At 70.8% G+C, this 22336-nt stretch carries 18 protein-coding genes and 2 pseudogenes; 7 read left to right on the forward strand and 13 right to left on the reverse strand.

Annotated elements, in window-relative coordinates; all coding sequences use genetic code 11:
• Positions 1-529 precede the first annotated feature (529 nt).
• Together ACZ4UU_RS13435 and ACZ4UU_RS13440 are read left to right on the forward strand one after the other, a co-directional pair.
• Positions 530-1030: a hypothetical protein gene (locus ACZ4UU_RS13435; protein WP_468039466.1), complete on the forward strand. Its 501-nt coding sequence runs from the start codon at positions 530-532 to the stop codon at positions 1028-1030.
• Positions 1031-1078: 48 nt separating this feature from the next.
• Complete coding sequence (locus tag ACZ4UU_RS13440) at positions 1079-3292, forward strand: trypsin-like serine protease (protein ID WP_468039467.1); 2214 nt, start codon at positions 1079-1081, stop codon at positions 3290-3292.
• 87 nt (positions 3293-3379) lie between these two features.
• On the opposite strand, the gene obgE is transcribed toward ACZ4UU_RS13440, so the two are convergent.
• From obgE to ACZ4UU_RS13485, 9 genes and pseudogenes are all read right to left on the reverse strand, one after another.
• Positions 3380-4816 (reverse strand): GTPase ObgE, encoded by a 1437-nt coding sequence (gene obgE, locus ACZ4UU_RS13445; protein ID WP_468039469.1) that lies wholly within the window; start codon positions 4814-4816, stop codon positions 3380-3382.
• 110 nt (positions 4817-4926) lie between these two features.
• A complete protein-coding gene (gene rpmA / locus ACZ4UU_RS13450) occupies positions 4927-5181 on the reverse strand; it encodes a 50S ribosomal protein L27 (protein WP_073938528.1) in 255 nt (84 codons plus the stop codon).
• Positions 5182-5195: 14 nt separating this feature from the next.
• Positions 5196-5516: a 50S ribosomal protein L21 gene (rplU, locus tag ACZ4UU_RS13455; RefSeq protein WP_004931419.1), complete on the reverse strand. Its 321-nt coding sequence runs from the start codon at positions 5514-5516 to the stop codon at positions 5196-5198.
• A gap of 205 nt (positions 5517-5721) precedes the next feature.
• Positions 5722-6792: an iron-containing alcohol dehydrogenase family protein gene (locus tag ACZ4UU_RS13460; RefSeq protein WP_468039471.1), complete on the reverse strand. Its 1071-nt coding sequence runs from the start codon at positions 6790-6792 to the stop codon at positions 5722-5724.
• On the reverse strand, positions 6780-7532 hold the full coding sequence (locus ACZ4UU_RS13465; protein WP_468039473.1) for a phosphocholine cytidylyltransferase family protein: 753 nt from the start codon (positions 7530-7532) through the stop codon (positions 6780-6782). Before ACZ4UU_RS13465 ends, ACZ4UU_RS13460 begins: the two co-directional genes overlap by 13 nt.
• A 132-nt stretch (positions 7533-7664) precedes the next feature.
• A complete protein-coding gene (locus ACZ4UU_RS13470) occupies positions 7665-11738 on the reverse strand; it encodes an Rne/Rng family ribonuclease (RefSeq protein WP_468039475.1) in 4074 nt (1357 codons plus the stop codon).
• 262 nt (positions 11739-12000) lie between these two features.
• On the reverse strand, positions 12001-12783 hold the full coding sequence (locus tag ACZ4UU_RS13475) for a TIGR03936 family radical SAM-associated protein (RefSeq protein WP_468039476.1): 783 nt from the start codon (positions 12781-12783) through the stop codon (positions 12001-12003).
• 48 nt (positions 12784-12831) lie between these two features.
• Positions 12832-13956, reverse strand: a complete 1125-nt coding sequence (locus ACZ4UU_RS13480) for a hypothetical protein (protein WP_468039478.1) — start codon at positions 13954-13956, stop codon at positions 12832-12834.
• A gap of 92 nt (positions 13957-14048) precedes the next feature.
• Positions 14049-14684: pseudogene (locus tag ACZ4UU_RS13485) on the reverse strand (AbgT family transporter); the annotation flags it as partial.
• 116 nt (positions 14685-14800) lie between these two features.
• On the opposite strand from ACZ4UU_RS13485, the gene ACZ4UU_RS13490 reads away from it, so the two are divergent.
• Entirely contained in the window at positions 14801-15130 is a 330-nt protein-coding gene (locus ACZ4UU_RS13490; protein ID WP_468039479.1) for an Lrp/AsnC family transcriptional regulator, read from the forward strand.
• Positions 15131-15139: 9 nt separating this feature from the next.
• Here ACZ4UU_RS13490 and ACZ4UU_RS13495 read toward each other — a convergent pair whose 3' ends face one another.
• From ACZ4UU_RS13495 to ACZ4UU_RS13510, 4 genes and pseudogenes are all read right to left on the reverse strand, one after another.
• Positions 15140-15679: a gluconokinase gene (locus ACZ4UU_RS13495; protein WP_468039481.1), complete on the reverse strand. Its 540-nt coding sequence runs from the start codon at positions 15677-15679 to the stop codon at positions 15140-15142.
• 11 nt (positions 15680-15690) lie between these two features.
• Positions 15691-17124, reverse strand: a complete 1434-nt coding sequence (locus ACZ4UU_RS13500; RefSeq protein ID WP_468039482.1) for a glucose-6-phosphate dehydrogenase — start codon at positions 17122-17124, stop codon at positions 15691-15693.
• Positions 17121-17282: a glycoside hydrolase family 15 protein gene (locus ACZ4UU_RS13505; RefSeq protein WP_468039484.1), complete on the reverse strand. Its 162-nt coding sequence runs from the start codon at positions 17280-17282 to the stop codon at positions 17121-17123. Before ACZ4UU_RS13505 ends, ACZ4UU_RS13500 begins: the two co-directional genes overlap by 4 nt.
• Before the next feature lie 353 nt (positions 17283-17635).
• Positions 17636-18140: pseudogene (locus ACZ4UU_RS13510) on the reverse strand (universal stress protein).
• A 34-nt stretch (positions 18141-18174) separates the two neighbouring features.
• On the opposite strand from ACZ4UU_RS13510, the gene ACZ4UU_RS13515 reads away from it, so the two are divergent.
• From ACZ4UU_RS13515 to ACZ4UU_RS13530, 4 genes are all read left to right on the forward strand, one after another.
• Entirely contained in the window at positions 18175-18327 is a 153-nt protein-coding gene (locus ACZ4UU_RS13515; RefSeq protein WP_468039486.1) for a hypothetical protein, read from the forward strand.
• A 173-nt stretch (positions 18328-18500) separates the two neighbouring features.
• On the forward strand, positions 18501-19601 hold the full coding sequence (locus ACZ4UU_RS13520; protein WP_468039488.1) for a trypsin-like peptidase domain-containing protein: 1101 nt from the start codon (positions 18501-18503) through the stop codon (positions 19599-19601).
• Complete coding sequence (locus ACZ4UU_RS13525) at positions 19579-20232, forward strand: DUF2225 domain-containing protein (RefSeq protein ID WP_468039490.1); 654 nt, start codon at positions 19579-19581, stop codon at positions 20230-20232. The genes ACZ4UU_RS13520 and ACZ4UU_RS13525 overlap by 23 nt, the downstream gene beginning before the upstream one ends.
• Before the next feature lies 1 nt (position 20233).
• Positions 20234-22312 carry an nSTAND3 domain-containing NTPase gene (locus tag ACZ4UU_RS13530; RefSeq protein WP_468039492.1) on the forward strand — a complete coding sequence of 693 codons (2079 nt, stop codon included), beginning with the start codon at positions 20234-20236 and terminating at the stop codon, positions 22310-22312.
• Positions 22313-22336: the final 24 nt, after the last annotated feature.

Genomic DNA, 22336 nt, shown 5'->3' on the forward strand with positions numbered 1-22336 from the left:
ACAGGCGGGAACATTACCCGGTCAACGCTGAATCGCCGCCTGCTTTCGCAAAGGTCAATTCCCGAAGCGGGTTGGGGCGTGCGCCTCAAATACCGAACCAAAAACGGAATGTTACCTACCGTATATTCACCCTCCACAGAACATCCACAATCTCCCGCACAACTTTCCCAATAGGTGACGCAGGTCACGTGTCGCCTTCGACATGTGACCCGTTTGTCGTGCTTTTTCTCTGTGGACAAGCTTGGCAGTTGCGGTTTTATATGCCTGAGGCTGCGGGAATAAGCATTGCGTTACGGCCCTCGAATCCATCTCGGATGAGAGCGCTATCCCGCTGCGACACGGGGAAATCGGGGGGTGATTTCGTAACCATGCGCATTTCTGTTCGCGTGCATTGTCTGAGAAAATGGTGGACCTTGGCGCCGCAGCCTTCACGCCCGTTTTGAATCTGTTCCGGACCGTCGATCGGAACCGAACCGCTAGGACTGTGATGAAGGCACGTAGTACAACCGCGTCAAGAACCAAGCGCCTGATGGGGCGCACTCTGGGGGCCGCAGTCGCCGCGGGCGCCCTGGCGTGGCTCGCGATGGCGGCAGGCCCGGCGGGAGCACCCTCGGGGCACGGCGCCACCTCCGTCGAGGCGGTCGCCGACGAGGCCCCGGGCTACGCGGTCGAGGACTTCAACTATCCGCAGGCGGACAAGATCCTCGAGGAGCGGGGCATCGTCCTCAAACGCGGTGACGGTCACATCACCGTCGCCGACTGTGTCAGCGGTACCGGCCAGCTGGAGATCTACTCCCGCACGAACTCGAAGGTGTGCTTCCGAGTCACCGGTGACACCGGCTGGCTCACGCTGGAGATCGACAGGGTCTACGGCGTCCAGACCCCCGCCTACGACACCCAGCTCAACCTGACTGTCGGCACGGAGGAAACATCGGTCGACGTTCCCGCCAACACCTGGGAGGGAGTGGGCGAGATCGACGACCCGCAGGCGCGTCCGCACACGCTCGTGGAGATCAGGACCTCCAAGTAGCGCCCAGCCACGATCCCCTGCCCGACCTGCCACCAAGGAACTGAACCCATGCGACACACCAGACCCGTGCGCCGCGCCGCACTGGCCGCCGCCCTGACCGCGGGATCGGTCGTGCTGACCGCCGTACCCGCCGTCGCCGTCACCGGCCCCGCCTCGCCCTCCTCCGACACCACCCACGCCTACACCGCCCAGCTCGTCATCGGCGACCACGACCGCGGCTGCTCCGGCGTCCTCGTCGACCGAGAGTGGCTGCTGACCGCCGCCAGCTGCTTCGCCGACAACCCCGCCGCCAGCCTTGCCGTGCCCACGGGCAAGCCCCGGCTGAAGACCACCGCGACCATAGGCCGCTCCGACCTCACCAGCAGCGCCGGCGCGGTCCGCGAGGTCGTGGAGCTCGTGCCCCGCACCGACCGTGACGTGGTGCTGGCCCGGCTGAACCGCCCGGTCACCAACGTCACCCCCATCCCCCTGGCCTCCGCCGCTCCTGCCGCCGGCGAAGAGCTGAGGCTCGCCGGATACGGCCGCAGCGCGGACGAGTGGGCGCCGCTGAACCTGCACACCGGCGCGTTCTCCGTCGGCGCCTCCGCGGCCACCACCGCCACGGTCACCGGCAAGGACGGGGCAGCCGCGTGCATGGGCGACACCGGCGGCCCCATGGTCCGCGTCACGGGCGGCACGCACCAGCTTGTCGCCTTGGCCAGCCAGTCGTACCAGGGCGGTTGCTACGGCATCGCCGAGTCCGTGACCAGCACGGACGGCATCGTCGCCCGCGTCGATGACCTGGCCTCCTGGGTGAACACCAAGATCGGCGCGCCCGGCGTCTCCGACTTCAACTGTGACGGCGTCGAGGACATCGCCGTCGCCGACCCCGCGGCGAGTGTCGGCGGCACGTCCGGCGCGGGTCTCATCCGGATCGTGTACGGCGGCGGCAAGGGCACCGCCGAGATCAGCCAGGCCCTCGACTGGGTGCCCGGCGCCCCCGAGACCAACGACTGGTTCGGCGAGACCATCGACACCGTCGACTACGACCAGGACGGCTGCACCGACCTCGTCGTCGGCACCCCGTCGGAGGACCTCGACAGCACGGCGGACGCCGGCGTGGTCGACATCCTGCACGGCGCCGTCGGCGGCCTGGGCACGGGCACGGTGAAGAGGACCCACTTCCAACAGGGTTCCGGCAACGGGTCGATGGCCAACTCGGGAGCCGAGGCCGGCGACCGCACGGGCCAGACCGTCGCCGCCGGCGTCAGTGCGGCCGGAGAGCCGTTCGTCGTCATGGGCGCGCCCGGTGAGGCCATCGGCAGCGTCGCCAAGGCCGGCATGATCTTCTACGCGTACGGCTCCACCAACATCGCCGTCTCCCAGGACAGCACGGGTGTACCGGGCGCCGTGGAGGCCAACGACGCCTTCGGCACCGCGCTGGCCGCCGACGCCAACCACATCGCCGTCGGCGCCCCCGGCGACGCCATCGGCTCCGACGCGAACGCCGGCAACGTGCAGGTGTTCTCCCACACCCTGAACTCCGAAGGCCGTCCTGCCGCGATGTTCGGCCTCGACCAGGACCTGGACACCGTCTCCGGTGGCGCCGAGGCGGGAGACGACTTCGGCAGGTCCCTGGCCATCGTCACGCACCGCCCGTCGGGCGCCGCGACCGCCAACGAGTCGATCCTCGCAGTCGGCTCGCCCGGCGAGGACCTGACTGTCGACGGGGTCGCCAAGGCTGACGTCGGCTCGGTCCTCACCTTCCGCATCACCGCCGCGGGCACGTACAGCCAGCTCTACGGGGTCTCCTCGGGTACCGCCACGGACGACGTCTCCGGTACCTCCGAGGCCGGTGACCGCTTCGGCACGACGGTGACCGCGGTCAACACCGCCCCGCGCGCGGTGAGCACCACCGCCACGATGAAGCTGGCCGTCGGCGTCCCGAACGAGGCCATCGGCTCGGCGGCGAACGCCGGCGCGATCCAGACCTTCTCCCTGCTGGGCACGCCCGGTGCCAACGACAGGTGGCTGGAAGTCGGCGACGGCGACGGTATCCCCGGCACGCCGGGCGCCAACCAGACCCTGGGCCGCAGCATCCACTACACCGGCACCCACCTGTACGTCGGTATGCCCTACGGGCCCAGCACCTACGGCACCCTGTACGCCCTGCCGCTGTCCAACGTGACCGCCGACGGCGCGGTCGCCCCGGTCACCACCTACAAGCCTGGCCAGAGCGGCCTGCCCTCGGCCGGCGCCCGCTTCGGCTACGCGGCACGGTAGAAGGCCCTTACGGTCCCACGAAGACGGGGGCGCCCGGTGAACTCCGGGCGCCCCCGCGCGTGCGAATCCGGACCACCCGCGCTTCGCCTAGAACGGCTCGAAACCGTCGAACTCCTGCTCCGCCTCGTCCCGTTCAGCCTGCCGGTCCCGACGGCGCTGCGCGGCAGGGCGGGTGCCCTCGAACCGGTGGTCCTCGCCACGCCGGCCGAGCATCTCCGCCCCGGCCGTCATCGACGGCTCCCAGTCGAAGACGACCGCGTTCTCCTCGGGGCCGATGGCCACACCGTCGCCGCCGCGGGCACCCGCCTTCAGCAACTCCTCCTCGACACCGAGGCGGTTGAGCCGGTCGGCGAGGTAGCCGACGGCCTCGTCGTTGTTGAAGTCGGTCTGCCGCACCCAGCGTTCGGGCTTCTCACCGCGCACCCGGAACAGTCCCTCGTCCTCGCGCGTGACGGTGAAGCCCGCGTCGTCCACGGCCCTGGGCCGGATGACGATGCGCGTGGCCTCCTCCTTGGGCTTGGCGGCGCGGGCCTTGGCCACCAAATCGGCCAGCGCGTACGACAGCTCCTTCAGCCCGGTGTGGGCCACCGCGGACACCTCGAAGACGCGGTAGCCGCGCGACTCCAGGTCGGGCCGGACCATCTCGGCCAGGTCCTTGCCGTCAGGTACGTCGATCTTGTTGAGAACGACGATGCGCGGACGCTTGTCCAGACCGCCGTACTGCCGCAGCTCCTCCTCGATGACGTCGAGGTCGGAGACCGGGTCGCGGTCGGACTCCAGGGTGGCGGTGTCCAGGACATGCACGAGTACGCTGCACCGCTCGACGTGACGCAGGAACTCCAGGCCGAGACCCCTGCCCTGGCTGGCACCGGGAATGAGGCCGGGCACGTCGGCGATGGTGTAGACGGTCGAACCGGCCGTCACCACGCCCAGGTTGGGAATCAGTGTCGTGAAGGGATAGTCGGCGATCTTCGGCTTGGCGGCCGACAGGACCGAGATCAGCGACGACTTGCCCGCGCTCGGGTAGCCGACCAGCGCCACGTCGGCGACCGTCTTCAGCTCCAGCACGACGTCCTGCAGGTCGCCCGGCTCCCCGAGCAGCGCGAACCCGGGCGCCTTGCGCCGCGCGGAGGCCAACGCCGCATTGCCGAGCCCGCCCCGGCCTCCCTGCGCGGCCACGTACGACGTGCCGTGCCCCACCAGGTCAGCGAGGACGTTGCCCGCCTTGTCGAGGACCACTGTGCCGTCGGGCACGGGCAGGACGAGGTCCTGCCCGTCCTTGCCGGAGCGGTTGCCGCCCTCGCCGGGCTTGCCGTTGGTGGCCTTGCGGTGCGGGGAGTGGTGGTAGTCCAGCAGCGTTGTCACCGACTGGTCGACCGTGAGGATCACGTCGCCGCCCCGGCCGCCGTTGCCGCCGTCCGGGCCGCCCAGCGGCTTGAACTTCTCTCGGTGGACGGAGGCACAGCCGTGGCCTCCGCTACCCGCGGCGACATGCAGCTCGACGCGGTCCACGAAGGTGGTCATGGTGGGTGCCTCCAGAGACGTAAAAGGATGGTTCCTGCTTAACACGCGAAAGGCGGACCCACCTTCCCGGCCGGGAAGTGAGGTCCGCCTCGCGAAACGAAACGTCCGGGTCAGGCGACCGGAACGATGTTCACGACCTTGCGGCCACGGCTGGTGCCGAACTGCACCGCACCGGCCTGCAGCGCGAACAGAGTGTCGTCGCCGCCCCGGCCGACGCCCGCACCGGGGTGGAAGTGGGTGCCACGCTGGCGGACCAGGATCTCACCCGCGTTCACGACCTGACCGCCGAAACGCTTCACGCCGAGCCGCTGAGCGTTGGAGTCGCGACCGTTCCGGGTGGACGATGCGCCCTTCTTGTGTGCCATCTGTTCTCAGTCCCTTACTTCGCAGCCGCGGGGATCTCAGTGACCTTGATCGCCGTGTACTGCTGGCGGTGGCCCTGACGACGGCGGTAGCCGGTCTTGTTCTTGTAGCGCAGAATGTCGATCTTCTGGCCCTTGTGGTGGTCCACGACCTCGGCCTGGACCTTGATGCCGGCCAGCACCCACGGGTCACTGGTCACAGCGTCGCCGTCGACAACGAGCAGGGTCGAGAGCTCGACCGTGTCGCCGACCTTGGCGGTGGAAATCTTGTCAACCTCGACGATGTCGCCGACAGCAACCTTGTGCTGACGACCACCGCTGCGCACGATCGCGTACACGCGGAACTCACTCTCTACGCTCGAAGAAACGGCACCCCCGCAGGCCAGCCGCCCGCACCGCGGACAGCCTCTCCCGGCCAGCTCTGGGCCCGGGAGGAAAAGGTTTACGGGGATGTGGCGGGTCAGTGGACACGCCGACGACCAAGGTTACGGGGGCCCGCCCCGCAGGGTCAAACCGGACCCTCTCGGGCCGACCGGCTCCCACTCAGCCCGTGAGGTACGCCACGGAGGCGACGTACTCGGCGTACGTCTGTCCGATCCGCTCCGGCGACAGACCGAGATGCTCCAGGATCGTGTACCGGCCGGGCCGGGTCTGAGGCGCGAACTCCACGGCGCGGATGAACTCGTCGTCGTCGAACCCGATCTCCCGCGCCACGACCGGCAGCCCGTGCCGGTGCAGGGTCTCGGCCATCATCCGGGAGGCCTCCTCGTCACCGCGCAGGTACATCGCGAAGGCCGCGCCGATGCCCACCTGCTCGCCGTGGCTCGCCCGGCGCCCGGGATAGAGCAGGTCGATCGCGTGACTTATCTCATGACAGGCCCCGGACGAGGGGCGGGTGTGCCCTGCGATCGACATGGCGATGCCCGACAGCACCAAGCCCTCGGAGAGCACGGTCAGGAACCCGTCGTCGCCGCAGCCGCCGGGGTGGCGCATGACCGCCTCACCGGCCTGGCGGGCCATCGCGGCGGCGAGGCCGTCGATCCTCTCTCCGTTGACCCGGTTGGCCAGCTCCCAGTCCGCGACCGCGGAGATGTTGGAGAGCGCGTCGCCGATCCCGGAACGGACGAACCGGATCGGCGCTTCGCGGATCACGGACAGGTCGACGACGATCGCGATGGGCGTCGGCACACCGTACGACCCGCGACCCGCGTCGTTGTCGAGGATCGACACCGGCGAGCAGATGCCGTCGTGGGAGAGGTTGGTGGCCACCGCGACCATGGGCAGGCCGATGCGGGCGGCAGAATACTTGCCGCAGTCGATGACCTTGCCACCGCCGAGCGCCACGACCGCGTCGTAGCTCCCGCCCTTCATCTCGTCGGCGAGCCGCACGGCGTCGTCGATCGTGCCCCCGCCGACCTCGAACCAGGTGGCACCGGGCAGCGCCGGGGCCAGCCGCTCGCGCAACCGAGCCCCCGAGCCGCCGCTGACCGCGACGGCGAGCTGGCCCGACTGGGATATGCGTTGGTCCGCCAGGAGACCGCCCAGGTCGTCAAGGGCGCCCGACCGGATGTCGACGACGACGGGCGAGGGGATGAGCCTCGTCAGTACCGGCACGCGATCTCCCGGCCCTTGGCGAGGTCGTCATGGTTGTCGATCTCCACCCAGCTGACGTCACCGATCGGTGCCACGTCGATCTGGAAGCCACGGTGGACCAGCTCCTGGTAGCCGTCCTCGTAGTACAGCTGCGGATCGCGCTCGAAGGTGGTCTTGAGGGCGTCGGCCAGCTCGGCGGCGGCCTCACCCTCGATAAGGGTCACGCCGATGTACTCGCCGGTCGCTTCGGCCGGGTCCATCAGCTTGGTGATGCGCTGTACGCCCTTCTCGGGGTCGGCGACGACCTTCATCTCCTCGTCGGCGAGCTGCTTGACCGTGTCCAGCGCGAGGATGATCCTCTTGCCGTCACCACGGGCGGCGAGCAGCGTCTTCTCGACGGAGACCGGGTGCACGGTGTCGCCGTTGGCGAGGATCACACCGTCCTTGAGGGCGTCACGGCCGCACCACAGGGAGTAGGCGTTGTTCCACTCCTCGGCCTTGTCGTTGTCGATGAGGGTGAGCTTCAGGCCGTACTTCGCCTCCAGCTCCTCCTTGCGCGCGTACACGGCTTCCTTGCGGTAGCCCACGATGATCGCGACCTCGGTCAGGCCGACCTCGGCGAAGTTCCCCAGAGTGAGGTCCAGGACACTCACCGCGTCCGGCGAACCCTCGTTCGCCACGGGCACCAGGGCCTTGGGAAGCGTGTCGGTGTACGGCCGCAGGCGGCGGCCGGCGCCGGCAGCGAGTACGAGGCCTATCATCGCGGTTCTCTCCTTACGACGGGGGTGCGGGCGCGAAGCATACGACGCCCGGGCGGGACCTGGCGGCCCCCGGGGAAGCGTGTGGTCCTGTCCGCGCGGGACAGGACCACACAACGTGACAACGCGCCTGGCTCAGCCTTCTTCGGTCGTGGCACTGACCGCCGAGGGGCTGGACTGCTGCGCTGCGGCGGTCTTCTTGGCCGCGGCCGTCTTGACGGTCTTCGCCGCCTTCTTGGCCGTCGCCTTCTTCGCCGTCGCCTTCTTCGCGACCGTCTTCTTGGCCGCGGTCTTCTTGGTGGCGGCCTTCTTCGCCGTCGCCTTCTTGGCCGTCTTACGGGCCGTCTTCTTGGCCGGAGCCGTCTCCTCGACGACCTCCTCGGCGGCCGGGGCCTCAGCGGTGGCCTCGGTCTCCGCGGCCGGGACGACCACGACGGCCGTGTCCTCGGCGGCGGTCGGCGCGGTGGCCTTGCGCACGGCACGGCGCCGCGGGCGGGCCGGGGCGGCGCTCTCGGCGGGCGCCTCCGCCTGCTCCGCCGGAGCCTGCGCCACCTGCTCGGACGCCTGCGACGCGGTCTCGGCGACGGTCACCACGGTGGCCTCGGCTCCCGCGGGCGACCCGGCGGGCGCGGACACCTTACGGGTGGCGCGACGCCGCGTACGCCCCTTGGGCGCGGCCTCCTCGACGGCCGGGGCCTCGGTGGCCGGGGTCTCGACGACCGCGTCCTCCACGGCAACCGGCTCGGCCTTCGCCTCGGCGGCCGACTCCGGCTGCACCGGACGCTCGACCTCGTCGGCGACGGTCACGTCCTGGGCCGTGGGAACGGCCTCGGACTTCCTGGGCGCACCCGCGGGGGCCGACGCCCGTCGACCGCCGCGGCGGCGCGAACGACCACCACGGCCGGCCGCGGCCTCCGCCTCGGCGACGCTGCTGTACAGCTCCTCGTCCGGTGCGAAGGCGGGCTCCGGGAGCGCGGCGGGCTGGGCCGCCTCGGCGGCGACCTCGGCCTCGGTCTCCGCCTCCTCCTCGGCCGTCTCGACCGGCTCGACGGCGACGGCGGCCTCGTGGACGTGCTCAGGCCCGGCACCGGCCCGCGCACGCTTCTTGCGCTTGCCGCCACCGCCGGTGGACGTCGGCTGCTCCATGTGCACGATGACACCGCGGCCGTTGCAGTGGACGCAGGTCTCGGAGAAGGACTCCAGCAGGCCCTGGCCGACCCGCTTGCGGGTCATCTGGACCAGGCCCAGCGAGGTCACCTCGGCGACCTGGTGCTTCGTACGGTCCCGGCCCAGGCACTCCAGCAGTCGCCGCAGCACCAGGTCCCGGTTGGACTCCAGCACCATGTCGATGAAGTCGATGACGATGATGCCGCCGAGGTCACGCAGCCGCAGCTGGCGCACGATCTCCTCGGCCGCCTCCAGGTTGTTCCTGGTGACGGTCTCCTCCAGGTTGCCGCCCTGGCCGGTGAACTTGCCGGTGTTGACGTCGACGACGACCATCGCCTCGGTCCGGTCGATCACCAGCGAACCGCCGCTGGGCAGCCAGACCTTGCGGTCCAGCGCCTTGGCGAGCTGCTCGTCGATCCGGTACGTGGCGAAGACGTCGACCTCGCTGGTCCACTTCTGGAGCCGCTCGGCCAGGTCCGGCGCCACGTGCGAGACGTACCCGTGGACGGTCTCCCAGGCGTCGTCTCCGCTGACGACGACCTTGGAGAAGTCCTCGTTGAAGATGTCGCGGACGACCCGGACGGTCATGTCCGGCTCGCCGTACAGCAGCGTCGGGGCGTTGCCGTTCTTGGCCTTCTTCTGGATCTCTTCCCACTGCGCCTGGAGCCGCTCGACGTCACGGCGCAGCTCGTCCTCGCTCGCGCCCTCGGCGGCGGTGCGCACGATGACGCCCGCGTCCTCGGGGACGATCTTCTTGAGGATGGTCTTCAGCCGCGCGCGCTCGGTGTCGGGCAGCTTGCGGCTGATGCCGGTCATCGAGCCCTCGGGGACGTACACGAGGTAGCGGCCCGGGAGGGAGACCTGGCTGGTCAGACGCGCGCCCTTGTGCCCGATCGGGTCCTTGGTGACCTGGACGAGCACGGACTGGCCGGACTTCAGAGCGGACTCGATGCGCCGCGGGCCGTTGGCCATGCCGAGCGCCTCGAAGTTGACCTCACCGGCGTACAGGACGGCGTTGCGGCCCTTGCCGATGTCGATGAACGCGGCCTCCATCGACGGCAGCACGTTCTGGACCTTGCCCAGGTAGACGTTGCCGACGTACGAGGTCGCCTGCTCCTTGTTGACGTAGTGCTCGACGAGCACGTTGTCCTCTAGGACGCCGATCTGCGTACGGTCGCCGTGCTGGCGGACGACCATCACCCGCTCGACGGCCTCACGGCGGGCCAGGAACTCGGCCTCGGTGATGATCGGGACGCGGCGGCGGCCCTGCTCACGGCCCTCGCGGCGGCGCTGCTTCTTGGCCTCCAGACGCGTGGAGCCCTTGATGGACTGCACCTCGTCGGACGGCTCGGCCTTCGGGCGGGGCTCGCGGACCTTGACGACGGTGCGCTCGGGGTCGCCCTCGCCGGGCTCGGTGTCGGTACCGGAATCACCGGCGCGACGCCGGCGGCGACGGCGGCGACGGCTGCTGGAACTGGAGCCACCGCCCTCCTCGCGGGCGTCCTCGGCGTCCTCTTCCTCCTGCTCGGCGGTGTCCTCGGCGTCCTGCTCGGCCTGCTCGGCCGCGGCCTCGTCACCCTCGGTGTCACCGCCCTCGGACTCTGCGTCCGAGGCCTCACCGCGACGACGACGGCGGCCACCGCGACGGCGGCGCCGACGCGAGCCGGTCTCCTCGGTCTCGTCGGAGTCCTCGCCCTCGACGACGTCCTCGGCGACCCCCTCGGCTTCCTCGGTCTCGTCCTCGGCAACGGTCTCGACGGGGGTCTCGACGGCCTGGGCCTCGGTCTCCTCGCCGTACCCGGCGCCCCGGCGCCGACGACGACGCGGTGCGGCCGCGGGCTGCTCCTGAGCCTGCGCCTGCGTCTCCGCCACGTCCTCGGTCTCCGACTCGGCGGCAGCCTCGGCAGCAGCCCGCTGGGGCGTCTGGAACTGCGGCTCGGTGAACACGGGCGCCTGGAACACGGCCACGGCGGGGCGCGCCGGACGCGGAGCCTCGGGGGCCTCGGAGGCGGGGCCCTGAGCGGGCGCGGCGAATCCGGCGGCGGCCCGGCGGACGGCCCGGCGGCGACGGCGGGGGCCGGCCTCCTCGTCGGCCTCGGCCGCGGGCGGCTCGGCGGACGTGCCGACACCGGCGACCGCGGCGGCCTCGGTCTCGATTCCGGGGGCCACGGGCGTCTCGGCCGTCACCGAGGTCTCGGCGGGAGCCTCGTCGCCTGTGGCCTCGGCGGGCGCGGAGACACGGCGGGTGGCACGCCGGCGCGTACGACGCGGGGCGGCCTCCTCGGCCTCGGTGGTCTCCTTCGCCTCCGCGGGGGCTTCGGCACTCACGGGCGTCTCGGCGCTCTCATCGGCCGGAGCGCCCTCGGGTGCGGACACCCGGCGCGTGGCACGGCGACGCGCACGACGGGGGGCGGCCTCCTCGGCGGCCTCGGCGCTCTCCTCCGCCTCGGCAGGGGCGGCGGGCACCTCGGCGGGGGCGGCGCTCTCGGCGGCCTCGGCCGCGGCGGGGGCGCCGGCAGGGGCGGACGCGCGGCGCACCGCACGACGACGCGTACGAGGCGGGGCCGCCTCGTCGCTCGCCTCGGTGCTCTCGGCCGCGGCCGGAGGCTCCTCGGCGACCGGCGCGGCGGCGGCCACGGGCACCACGGTCTCGGCGTCCTCGGCGGCGGCCGGGGCCCCGGCGGGCGCGGACGCGCGGCGCACCGCACGACGACGCGTACGGGCGGGAGGCGCGGCTTGCGCCGCCTCTTGCGGAGCTTCGGTCCTCGCGCTCTCCTCGGCTTCGGCGGCCTCAGGAGTCACCTCGGCCTCGACGGCCTCGACGCTCTCGTCCGGCTTCTCGGCCTCGTCGCTCAGCGCCGCCACATCGGCGGTCTCGGCGACCGGTATGGCCGGCTCGACCACCTCTGCGGGCTGGGTCTCGGCGCCAGCCGTCGGCGGGCCCGCCGGGCGGGACGCGGCACGACGCCGACGACGCGGCGGCAGGGTGTCGCTGGGAGTGTTCAGTTCGGAACCCTCGTTGGGTTCGGTCGGTTCGAGCATGCGGGCGTTTCTCCCGTCAGGCTCCCGGGCGCCGCACCTGGTCCGGCGGTATGCCGGTGACGTCCGCGGCTCGCGCGTCAGCGCGACTGCCGCCGTCCGGGGCGCGGGCGCCGCACGGGAGCTCTCTGTGTCCTGTCTCGCCGGTTCCGTACGCCGAATGCGTACGGCCTGGCGAAAGTCTTCTGGTCGGTGCGCTGCCCGACCCAGGTGGCTCCCGAGTACGAGGGCGGCGCTTCGACGTCCGTCCCTACCGGAACCTTCCTTACGCCGGCGCCGTCGCGGCGGCAGCGTTCTCGGCCTCGGTTGGGGCCGTCGCTGCCTCGCGGTCGGGCGCGAGCGGGTCGGTCACCGTGCCGGTCTCTTCATCGAACAGCCCCTGCGCCAGCCTGGTCACCGCTGCGGGGACCGGCGGCGCCAGGTCGGCCACGGCGCGGAGACCGGACAGGACGTCGTCGGGTCGTACGGCAGGCGTCACGTGCCGAACAACCAGCCGCAGTATCGCACAGGGCTGGTCGGTCGGCCTATCAGCCTCCGAACTGTGTGTTTCTGTTCCGTTGGTGCTTTCCAGGTGGACGACCGCCGGACGGGCGTCGAAGGTGCGTACGCCGTTCTTGGTCATGCGCTGGACCTCGACGGCCTTTGCGGCGTTGAAGACGGCGACCGCGCGGTCGGCCTCGGCCGGGTCCACGCCGTCGAGCCGCAGCTCCCAGACGGACGCCGTGAGCCGGTCGGCGAGCCCGGAGGTGCGGGCCTCGACCGACTCGACGACATCGAGCCCGGCGGGCATCGACTCGTCGAGGAGCAGCCTCAGCTGCTCCGGATCGCGCGCCTCGGTGAGCGCGATCTCCAGGTACTCCGCCTCACTGCCCGTGCCGGTGGGTGCGGCATTGGCGTACGACACCTTCGGATGCGGCGTGAACCCCGCCGAGTACGCCATCGGCACCTCGGCACGGCGCAGCGCACGCTCGAAGGCGCGCTGGAAGTCACGGTGGCTGGTGAACCGGAGGCGGCCGCGCTTGGTGTAACGCAGTCGGATGCGCTGCACCGCGGGTGCGGGCGGCGGGCCTACGGGCTGTCGCTTGCCCAGTGTCGTTCAGTCCTTCGTGAGAGCGGTCGTACTGCTACCAAGAGTACGTGTCTCGCGGCCCCGAGGTTCCCGCCGGGCGACTGCTTCCGGCTGCTTCGGCTCGCCGAAGAGCATCCGGCGGAAGTCGGCCCGCGCCTGCCGTACTGACTCGCGGGCGGCGGTGAGGGCCTGCCGGGTGGCCCGGCCCATGCTGCGCGCGGCCTCCGCGACGGGACGCAGCACCGCGTCCCGGACGACGTGCCCGACCGGTGTGAGCACCGTCCGGTACACCCAGCGCACCGGCTCCACGAAGGTCCACCGCAAGAGGCTCGCGAGGAACCGTCCGACGGCGAGCGAGATCCGTCCGGCGACCCGCCAGGCGTGCCCGAGCGCGTCCCGGATCTCCTTGCCGACGACCGCGAGCACCCGGCCGACGGGCGCGAGGACCCAGCGGTACAGGGCCACCGCGGGCAACACGAACAGCACACGCGCGGTCCAGTACAGGGCGATCCCGATGCCGGTGACGATCGTGCTCAGGAGCCACACCAGGCCCCTCGCGCACCAGGCGACGGCGTGCCCGACCGGTGTGAGGATCCACTCGTACACCCACAAGACGGGGACGACGAGGAGATACCGCGCCAGCCAGGCCACCGCGGTGAAGATGCCGAGCCCGATCGCGGCGAGTACGGCGCCGAGGCCGCGCAGCACCCACATCACCGCGTGCCCGATCGGAGTGAGCACGCGCGCGTACAGCCATCCCAGACCGGCCCCGATCCCCCGCGCCACCCACGCGCACGCGTGCCCGACGGGGGTCAGGACATACCGGTACAGCCACACGAGCGGTACGACGAAGAGGACGTTCCCCAGCCAGGCGAGCCCCTGCGCAACCGGTACCACGACGTACCGCCACAGCGCCACGAACGGCCACACGAACAGTGCCCGCCCGAGCCACAGCAGCGCCCGCCCCACCGGCCGGAGCACCGTGTCGTTCAGGAAGCGTCCGGCGACGACGAGCGCGTCCCACGCCATCCGTACCGGCACGACCAGCACGAGGACGACGATCCGCACCGGGACACGGATCGCGACCACCAGGCACCCCTGGGGTTCCTGGGGTGCCGGGCGCTGTGGCGGGGGTGGCTTTTCGAGATCCATACCGTCGTAGACGCACCTGACCGGCTGGTCGGATGCAGGTCAGGGACACGATCCGGCAACTACTGCGCGGACGCGTGAGCTGCTGCTCCGCGCTACTTCGCGTACGCCGTGAGCAGTCCGGCCAGCAGTGCGGTCCGTGCGGGGACGTGGTCGAGCAGGACGTGCTCGTGGCGGGCGTGGGCGCCGCCGCCGACCGCGCCGAGGCCGTCCAGGACGGGCCGGCCGAGGGCGGCGACGAAATTGCCGTCGCCGGCACCGCCCACGGAGGTCTCCCCCAGGAACTGGGAGATCGCGAAGGAACAGCACCAGGACCGGCGCCATCTCACGCAGCCCCTTCGCCATGTGGTCGGGGATGTCCCGGCCGGTGCGCACGGTGCGACGGCCCGGCCGTACACGGCGCCCGCGATCAGGAATGCCACCGCGAGCACGACCGCGATCCCCGTCAGCACCGGCGGCGACTGCACGATGCTGCCGCCCTCGCCCCGCAGCGGTGAGGCGCCCGGGACCATCGCCGCGACGACCACCGCGACGTACGCCAGCAGCGCCCACCCGGCGTTGCGCAGCCCGCGCCGCTCGCCGGCACCGAGGGTCAGGGGCGTCGGCGCCCTCTCGCCGCCGTCGGTGTCCTGGTCCGCCGGCTCGGGCTCGTCCGGCATGGCCGCCACACGGCGGGCGATGACCTTCTCGGTGACGACGGTGATGACGGCGGCGAGCACCACCGCGCCTGCTCGCCGCGGACGGCCGAACCACCGCCGCCCAGGTCTCCCGCCGGCTGGACATCGGCCGGTCCACGGCCTACCGCCTCACCCAGTCCCTGCTCCAACGCGGCCTGGTCCGCCCCCGGGTGGAGATCGAACCGTCCCTGCTGGGCTACGCCCTGGAGGCCGTCGTGGCCCTCACGGTCTCCCCCGGCGCGATCACGGACGTGGCCACGTCCCTCTCCACCCACCCCTCGGCACGCTACGTCTCCACCACCGCGGGCCACTCCTGCGTGGTCCACCAGGGCGTCTTCCGCGACGAACGCGGCCTCGCCGCCTTCCTCACCCACGACCTCGCCCGGCTGCCCGGCGTGACCTCCTTCGACGTCTCGATCGTCCTGGAGGCCCTGCGCCGCCACTGGCTGGACCGCGAGGACGGCCGCCTGGCGGACGCCACGGACGGCGGGCAGCGCTGAACGCCCTCGTCACCGCGGCAGCAGCGCCAGGGCCGTCTCGGCGATCGCCTCGGGAGCCGGTCCCACGTCGAGCACGGCGCCCCGTTCGTCCGGTTGCAGCGGTTCGAGCGCGGCGAGCTGCGAGTCGAGCAGCGTCTTCGGCATGAAGTGGCCGGTACGGTCGCCGATCCGCTGTTCGAGCACCTTCCGCTCGGCGGTCAGCTGCAGGAAGAAGGCGCCCGGACAGGCCGCGCGCAGGGTGTCCCGGTAGCGTCGCTTCAGCGCCGAGCAGGCGACCACGCAGCCGGTGCCGGCCGCTTCGCCCTCCCGCAGTCTGCGTCCGATGGACTCCAGCCAGGGGCGCCGGTCCGCGTCGTCGAGCGGGATGCCCGCCGACATCTTGGCGATGTTGGCCGGCGGATGCAGGTCGTCGGCCTCCGCGAAGGGAAGGTCCAGCCTCTCCGCGAGAAGGCGCGCCATGGTCGTCTTGCCCGTCCCGGAGACTCCTATGACCACGAGACACAAGGGGCGACGGCCGGAACCGGGGGGCACCCCGGCGTGTTCGCGCATCGACGGAGCCCTCAGACCTCGTCCGGCGGGGCCGCCGGCTCGTGCAGCAGGTCCTCCCGCCGCTGGAGGCCGTCCTCGTACGGCGAGGGTGGCGGTGGCCCGTCCGAGCCTGCCGGGTACTCCTCCAGCGGGACGAGGTCCTTCTCCCAGGCGTCCAGTACGGGTTCGAGGACCCGCCACGCCTCCTCGGCCTCGTCGCCGCGGATGGACAGCGCGGGGTCTCCCCGGAGGACGTCGAGCAGGAGCCGGCCGTAGGCGGGCAGGTCCGGGGGTTCCATGCCCGCGGTCAGCGAGAGCGGGGTGAGTTCGTGCGCCTGGGAGCCGATGCCGGTCAGGTCGAGGGTCAGGCCCTCCGGTTCGAGCTGGAAGCGCAGCACATTGGGCAGGGCCTCGCCGCCGTGGCCGAACGGCAGATGGGGCACGGCGCGGAAGCGCACCGCCACCTCCTTGCGGTCCTCCTTGAGGGCCTTGCCGCTGCGGAGCCGGAAGGTGGTGCCGGCCCAGCGCCAGCTGTCCAGTTCCAGCTCCACCTCGGCGAAGGTCTCGGTACGGCGCTCGCTGCTGACGCCCTCCTCGTCGACGTAGGCCGGAATGTCGTGGTCGCCGATCCTGCCGGCCAGATAGCGGGCGCGGCGGGTGCGGTGCACGACGTCGTACTCGGTGAGCAGCCGCACCGACCGCAGTACGTCGACCTTCCGGTCGCGCAGGTCGCGTTCGCCGAGGGTGATCGGCGGTTCCATGGCCACCAGGCAGAGCAGTTGGAGGAGGTGGTTCTGGATCATGTCCTTGAGCGCGCCTACGTGGTCGTAGTAGCCGGCCCTGCCCTCCAGGGCGAGCGTCTCGTCCCAGGTGATCTCCACCTCGGCGATATGGGTGCTGTTCCAGATGGGCTCCAGTACCCGGTTGGCCAGGCGGCTGCCGAGCACGTTCTGGACGGTCGTCATGGCCAGGAAGTGGTCGACGCGGAACACCGCCTGCTCCGGCACCAGGTCGGCGAGCAGCCCGTTCAACTCCCGCGCGCTCGCCAGGTCTTCGCCGAACGGCTTCTCCAGCACGATCCGGCTGCCCTTCGGCAGGCCCACCTCGTGCAGTGCGGTGACCACACGGGGGAAGAGGGCCGGCGGCAGAGCGAGATAGACGGCGACCGGGCCGCTTCCGGCGACCGCCGCGGCGATGTCGGCGGAGCTGGTGACGTCGGCCCGCACATAACGGGCCCCGTCCACGATCGCCTCCCTCGCCCCGGCCGGATACGTTCCGCCGTGCCGGTCCAGCTGGGCGGCCATCCACTCCCGGAACCGGGCGCTGCTCCAGTCCTCCCTGCTCGCGCCGGTCAGCTGGAGCCGCTCGCCCAGATGTCCCGCCTCCTGGAGGGCGGCCAGCGCCGGCAGCAGGTAGCGGGCCGTGAGGTCCCCTGTCGCGCCGAGGACGGCGAGCCGGTCGATCATGCCGGTGCCCCCGCCCTCGCCCGGGCGAGGTTCACGCCGCCGGCGATGATCCCGATGTGGCTGAACGCCTGGGGGAAGTTGCCCATGAACTCTCCTGTGGACGGGTTGATCTGCTCCGACAGCAGTCCCAGCGGGCTCGCCCGGGCGCGTCCGCGCACCGCCACGGGGCTCCAGGTCCGCTCCCAGCCGACGTGCCCGTCCAGGCCGACCAGCGCAGCGGTCGTGCCGTCCCCGACGAGGCCGAGGTCCGCCAGCGGCAGGTAGCCATCCCGCCGGCGATCGGCCGGAACGGTGGATCGGGATCGTGCATGCCGCCTCGTTTCGGCTGTCGCGGGAGGTCGGTGTCCTGGAGGCGATGGTGAAGGTGCTCTTGGGGGTCACCGCTGCCCCACCACGGTCCCGGGGATCGCGGGGGATCGCGATCCGGGAGCCGGGTCGGTAGTGCGTTCCGGTGACATCGGGGACCCGCTCACCGCGGGGAGAGCGGCACAGCGGGACCACCGCCCCGAACTCACCGTCCACCGCCACCTCCGCCGCCGTCGTCCCCCTCCCCACCGCCGCCGGCCCCCTCCCGGAACACGACGACCGGACAGGCCGCATGCTGCGCACAGTGCTGGGCGACGGATCCCAACAGCAGCCCCGCGAACCCGCCGAGCCCCCCGGCTCCCGACCACCAGCAGGGACGCGTCCCGGGCCATACGCAGGAGCACGCTGGCAGGCGTGCCGTAGTGCACCTCGGTACGCACCTCCACCCCTGGCCGTGCCCCCACGGTCTCCTCGACAGCCCGCTCGAGGTCGTCACGTGCCCGGCCTTCCAGCGCCCCCTCGTCACTGCTCGACGGCGGCAGCCAGCCGAGCGCGCCATGAAACTGCGGCATGTCCCAGGCGGTCACCGCCAGCACCTCACCCCGAGTGAACCCCGCCTGCCGCACCGCCCACCGAAGGGCCTGCTTCGACGAGTCCGAACCGTCCACCCCGACCACGATGCGGTCCGCCCCGTCGCGCCGGTCAGCCATGGTTTCTCCTCGACAGATCCGAAGGGGCCGGGCCTTGTCCCATCGTCGGGTCCGGATACGCCGCTCGCGACCGGGAACTGCCGCCCAGGCGACGAACGGCGGTTCGGGCATCGTCGAGACCACGCGCATCAGCGCCTTCGGCCCCAAGCCGAACTACGCGCAGATCTGGTACGACGACGGCCTCTGACCAGGGATCCGGTCAGGAGCCGTCGTACGTGTGCGGCACGTCGGTGAACCTCCGTCGGTGCGAGGCAGGCCCAAGAGGCGGCGCGTGGCGGCCGGACACGGATACCGTGGAGGCCGAGCCGCTGTGACGATGGTTTGGCCGGTGGTGCGAACGGCCCGAAGGGGGACTGTCGGATGGTCGAACTGTCGCCGGACGACAGGTCGGCGCTCATCGCCGTACTCAAGGAACTACCGGAATTCGCCCGCGAGGTCGATCGGGGCGAGTTCGTGCGGAACGCAGGGCTGGCGCGGTTGGCCCCCCACGTCGACCTGAGCGGATCGCCGTACGTGGCGGCGAGCAGACTGGTGACCCACGCCCTCGCGTACGGGCGGGTCTCCCCGGAACACGAAGCCCTTGGGCGGCTCGTCAACGAGATGACGCTGCTCGTGGGAGTCGAGCAGCGCGCGCTCCTCACCGGGCTCCTCGATCGCTACGGCCTCATGGTTCCGGTGGCCGCCCAGCCCGAGCCGAGCGGGGCTCTGAGCGACCGGGACGTCGCCCAGTTCCAGGAGAAGATCATCGGCGAGAACACGCTGCGGCCCATCTCCTTCCTGGCCGAAGGACTGCGCGCGGCGGCTGCCGTCGCCTACGTCGAGACGACGACAGGGCGCCGCAGGTGGTCGGGCACGGGATTCCTCATCGCCCCCGGAATGTTCCTGACGAACCATCACGTCATCGGCGACGAGGAGCAGTTACGCGGATCGGTCTTCCGTTTCGGCTTTGAGGACGACGCCGGAGGCCGCGCCCGACCGGTCAGCGAGTACCGAGCGGCCGACGCCGGACTCCTGCACACGAGCCCGGCCGACGAACTGGACTACTCGCTCATCGCGATCGACGGGGAACCCGGGCGGCAGTGGGGATGGCTGAGCCCTTCGAAGACGCCCCCGCGGACCGGGGACCGAGTCAACATCGTGCAGCATCCGGCCGGCCAGCCCAAGCAGGTCGCCCTGCAACACAACCGGATCGCTTATCAAGGAGGGGACGTCATCCAGTATCTGACGTCCACGCTCCCCGGCTCCTCGGGCTCCCCGGTTCTGAACGACGATTGGCAGGTGGTGGCGATCCACCACAGCGGGGGCAGGATCCCCGAGCCGACAACCGGCCGGCTCTTCTACCGCAACGAGGGCATTCTGCTCTCCAGCGTGCTCGCCCACCTTCCCGACGGACTGCGTGAACAGACCAGCGTTCCGATCTGCACCTCAGGGGGATCCGATGACAACCATCTTCCCGCGTGACTTCGATTGCCCCAACTGCCGTACGACCTTCCAGTCCTACGTCACCGGCAGCACCAACAATCTGGGCGGCGTCACCACCGACTTCCGCGAAATCGCGAGCGGATCCCAGCCGGACGGGGGATTCATCCACACCTGCGACAACTGCGGTTTCACCGGCAGCACTGACGCCTTCGAGGGCCTCGTGGACGAGAAGGTGTCCCGGCTGATCGCCGAGCGCATCACACCCTTGGTGCGCGACGAACGTTCCTCGACCTCACGCCGGTTCGAATACGCCGCGTGGATCGCCAAGTGGAGAGGCCATGACGCCGAGAAGATCGGAAGCCTCTACCTACGGGCGGCTTGGGCCTGGGGTGACGAACCAGAGGTGGAGAGCACCGAAGGCCAGGAATACCTGCGTCGGCAAGCGATCGAGCACTTCGAGAGGGCAGTCGAGGACAACTGCGTCACCGGCGAACATGCCCAGACCATCAAGTATTTGATCGGCGAGCAGTACCGCAGAGTCGGTGAGTCCGAGGCGGCCGCACGCTGGTACGACCGCGTTGTCGAGGAAGCCGGGAACGACCCGGAGCAGCGCCCGCTCGCCGACCTCGCCCGGCAGCAGAAGTCCGACCCTCAGGAATTCCTGCGCTGAGATGACCGACCCGCACCACCGAGCCTTACCGGGCCGAATACGCCGACAGGCACAGCGTCTGCTGCGCCGCGTCCCGGGAATCGACAGATCCGGTCTGCGCCAGGCGCTGCTCCAGGAAGCCGCGTTCGACGCAGACCTTCTGGACAGCATCCCCGTGGACGGCTCGACGATCGAGTTCTGTGCTGTGGTCGTGGACCGTTGCGCCCGCCACCACCAGGCAACCGGCACGGAACCCCCACTGGTATCGCTCCTGCGCGCCGCAGTAGAACTCGTCGGCTCCCCTCTCGACGCCGAACTACTCGCGCTGGCACAGGAGATCACAGCCATCGCCGCAGCCGACGTGCCCGAGAGCAGGACGCTGGACGACTTCCTCGACGAACTCGGCCTGGACCGCCATGCCGAGGCCAGCCCGTACACACAGCTCACCTCGGTGTTCGTGCCTCCCCAGCGGTACGACGACATGGTCGCCACCCTGGAGCGGCATCACGTCGTGTTCATCGTCGGCGATCCCCACGTCGGAAAGACGTTCACCGCCGTCGAACTGCTGTGGAAGCTCTACTCGCGGTCCGGATTCTCTCCCAGCTGGGTGAACTCCCAGCAACTCAGTCTGACGCTCAGCACATCGCAGGGCAGGTTCGAGGACCGGATCGCGAAGCTCTTCCCGAACGACCAGGCCATCTATCTGGAGGATCCTTTCGGGGCGACGGTGCCTGTGGACATGCCCGAGTTCGTCACGAACCTACGGCGGTTCCTGGACCTGGTGGCCGCCAGGAGATGCCGGGTCGTCGTCACATCACGCTCCGCTGTCTTCGACAAAGTGATCATCGACTCGTTCGCCGAGTACACGATCACGCTGAGCCAGCGGCTGACCGTGGAGACCGCCTACACCAGCGCTCAGCTGAACGAGATCGCGGAGCGGTATGTCGCCTGCTACCGCCCGAGATGGGCTCCCGTGCCGTCGTACGTCATCACACGCATCACCGACGCCCTGCCCGTACCGCACAACGTCGAACTGTTCATCCGCAACACCAGGGACGTACCCGACGCCGAAGAGGCACTGACCCGACTGCCCGGATACCGGGACGTCTCCTCGGAGTTCGGCCGCCAGGTCCGGCTTCTGCCGCTCGTGGAACAGGCGTTCCTGTATCTCGTCGCGACACTGTCTTCGGAGCACGTCGATCGGGACACGGTCCGTCGGCTCTTCGAGAGCGCGGCCCGGGACGGTGACTTCGGACATGTGGGAATCACGTCCTTCCACATGGCCCTGGACTCGTTGCGCGACTACGTCCTGTGGCACGGCACCCTCACCGGCGGCTACCACGCACTGCGACATCCGAGCATTGAGGAGGGGCTGGACCGCTGTGTCCGCGCCGATGCGCAGCTCACCGAGGTGGTACGCCGACTGGCGCGGCGGATGGCGGACAGCAGCGTGGTCGGGGTACGCAGTGCCGCCCTCCAGGGTTTCCTCCGGCACGCCGACATCATGTGGACCGCTCCCTGGGGCCAGCGCGTCTTCCGTGAATTCCTGGACGCCCCCGACGTGGCGATCCGCCAGGCCGCACGCAACCGACTGATCTCCGGCTTCGGCAAGGTGCCCACATCGGCGCAAGTCCCCCTGCTCGACTACGTCGAGGAAACCTGGAACGAACGCTATCTGCTGCGGCTGATACTGATCGCCCCCGTGCCCGCACCATGGCGGGGACGCATTCTCGACCGCCTGCTGGACACCTGGGACGACTGGGTCCGATTCCGGGTCGCCCGCAACCTGGCCCACCTCTTCAAGGACCCGGCGAGCGACCCGGCGGTTCACCGGCTTCTGGCCGACCCGACGCGGCAGATCGCCAGGGCCGCGGCACTGGGACTCCTGGACGAACTAGCCCGGAACTCCGACACCCCGAACTGGCAGGCGATCAGACTGCTGCACGACACCGGCCTGGCCGCAACCTTCCCCGAGATCGCCGACCAACTCGGCACGCTGCTCACCGCCGCCCGCAGCACCTGCTCCGAGATACCCGAGGACCTCCCCTCCACCACGGCCCGCCCTCCGGACCCCGACCGATCCACCTCAGAGGCCCCCTAGGCGCGTGCTCACCAGCGTCCACCA

Source organism: Streptomyces sp. NPDC028907, assembly GCF_055564995.1.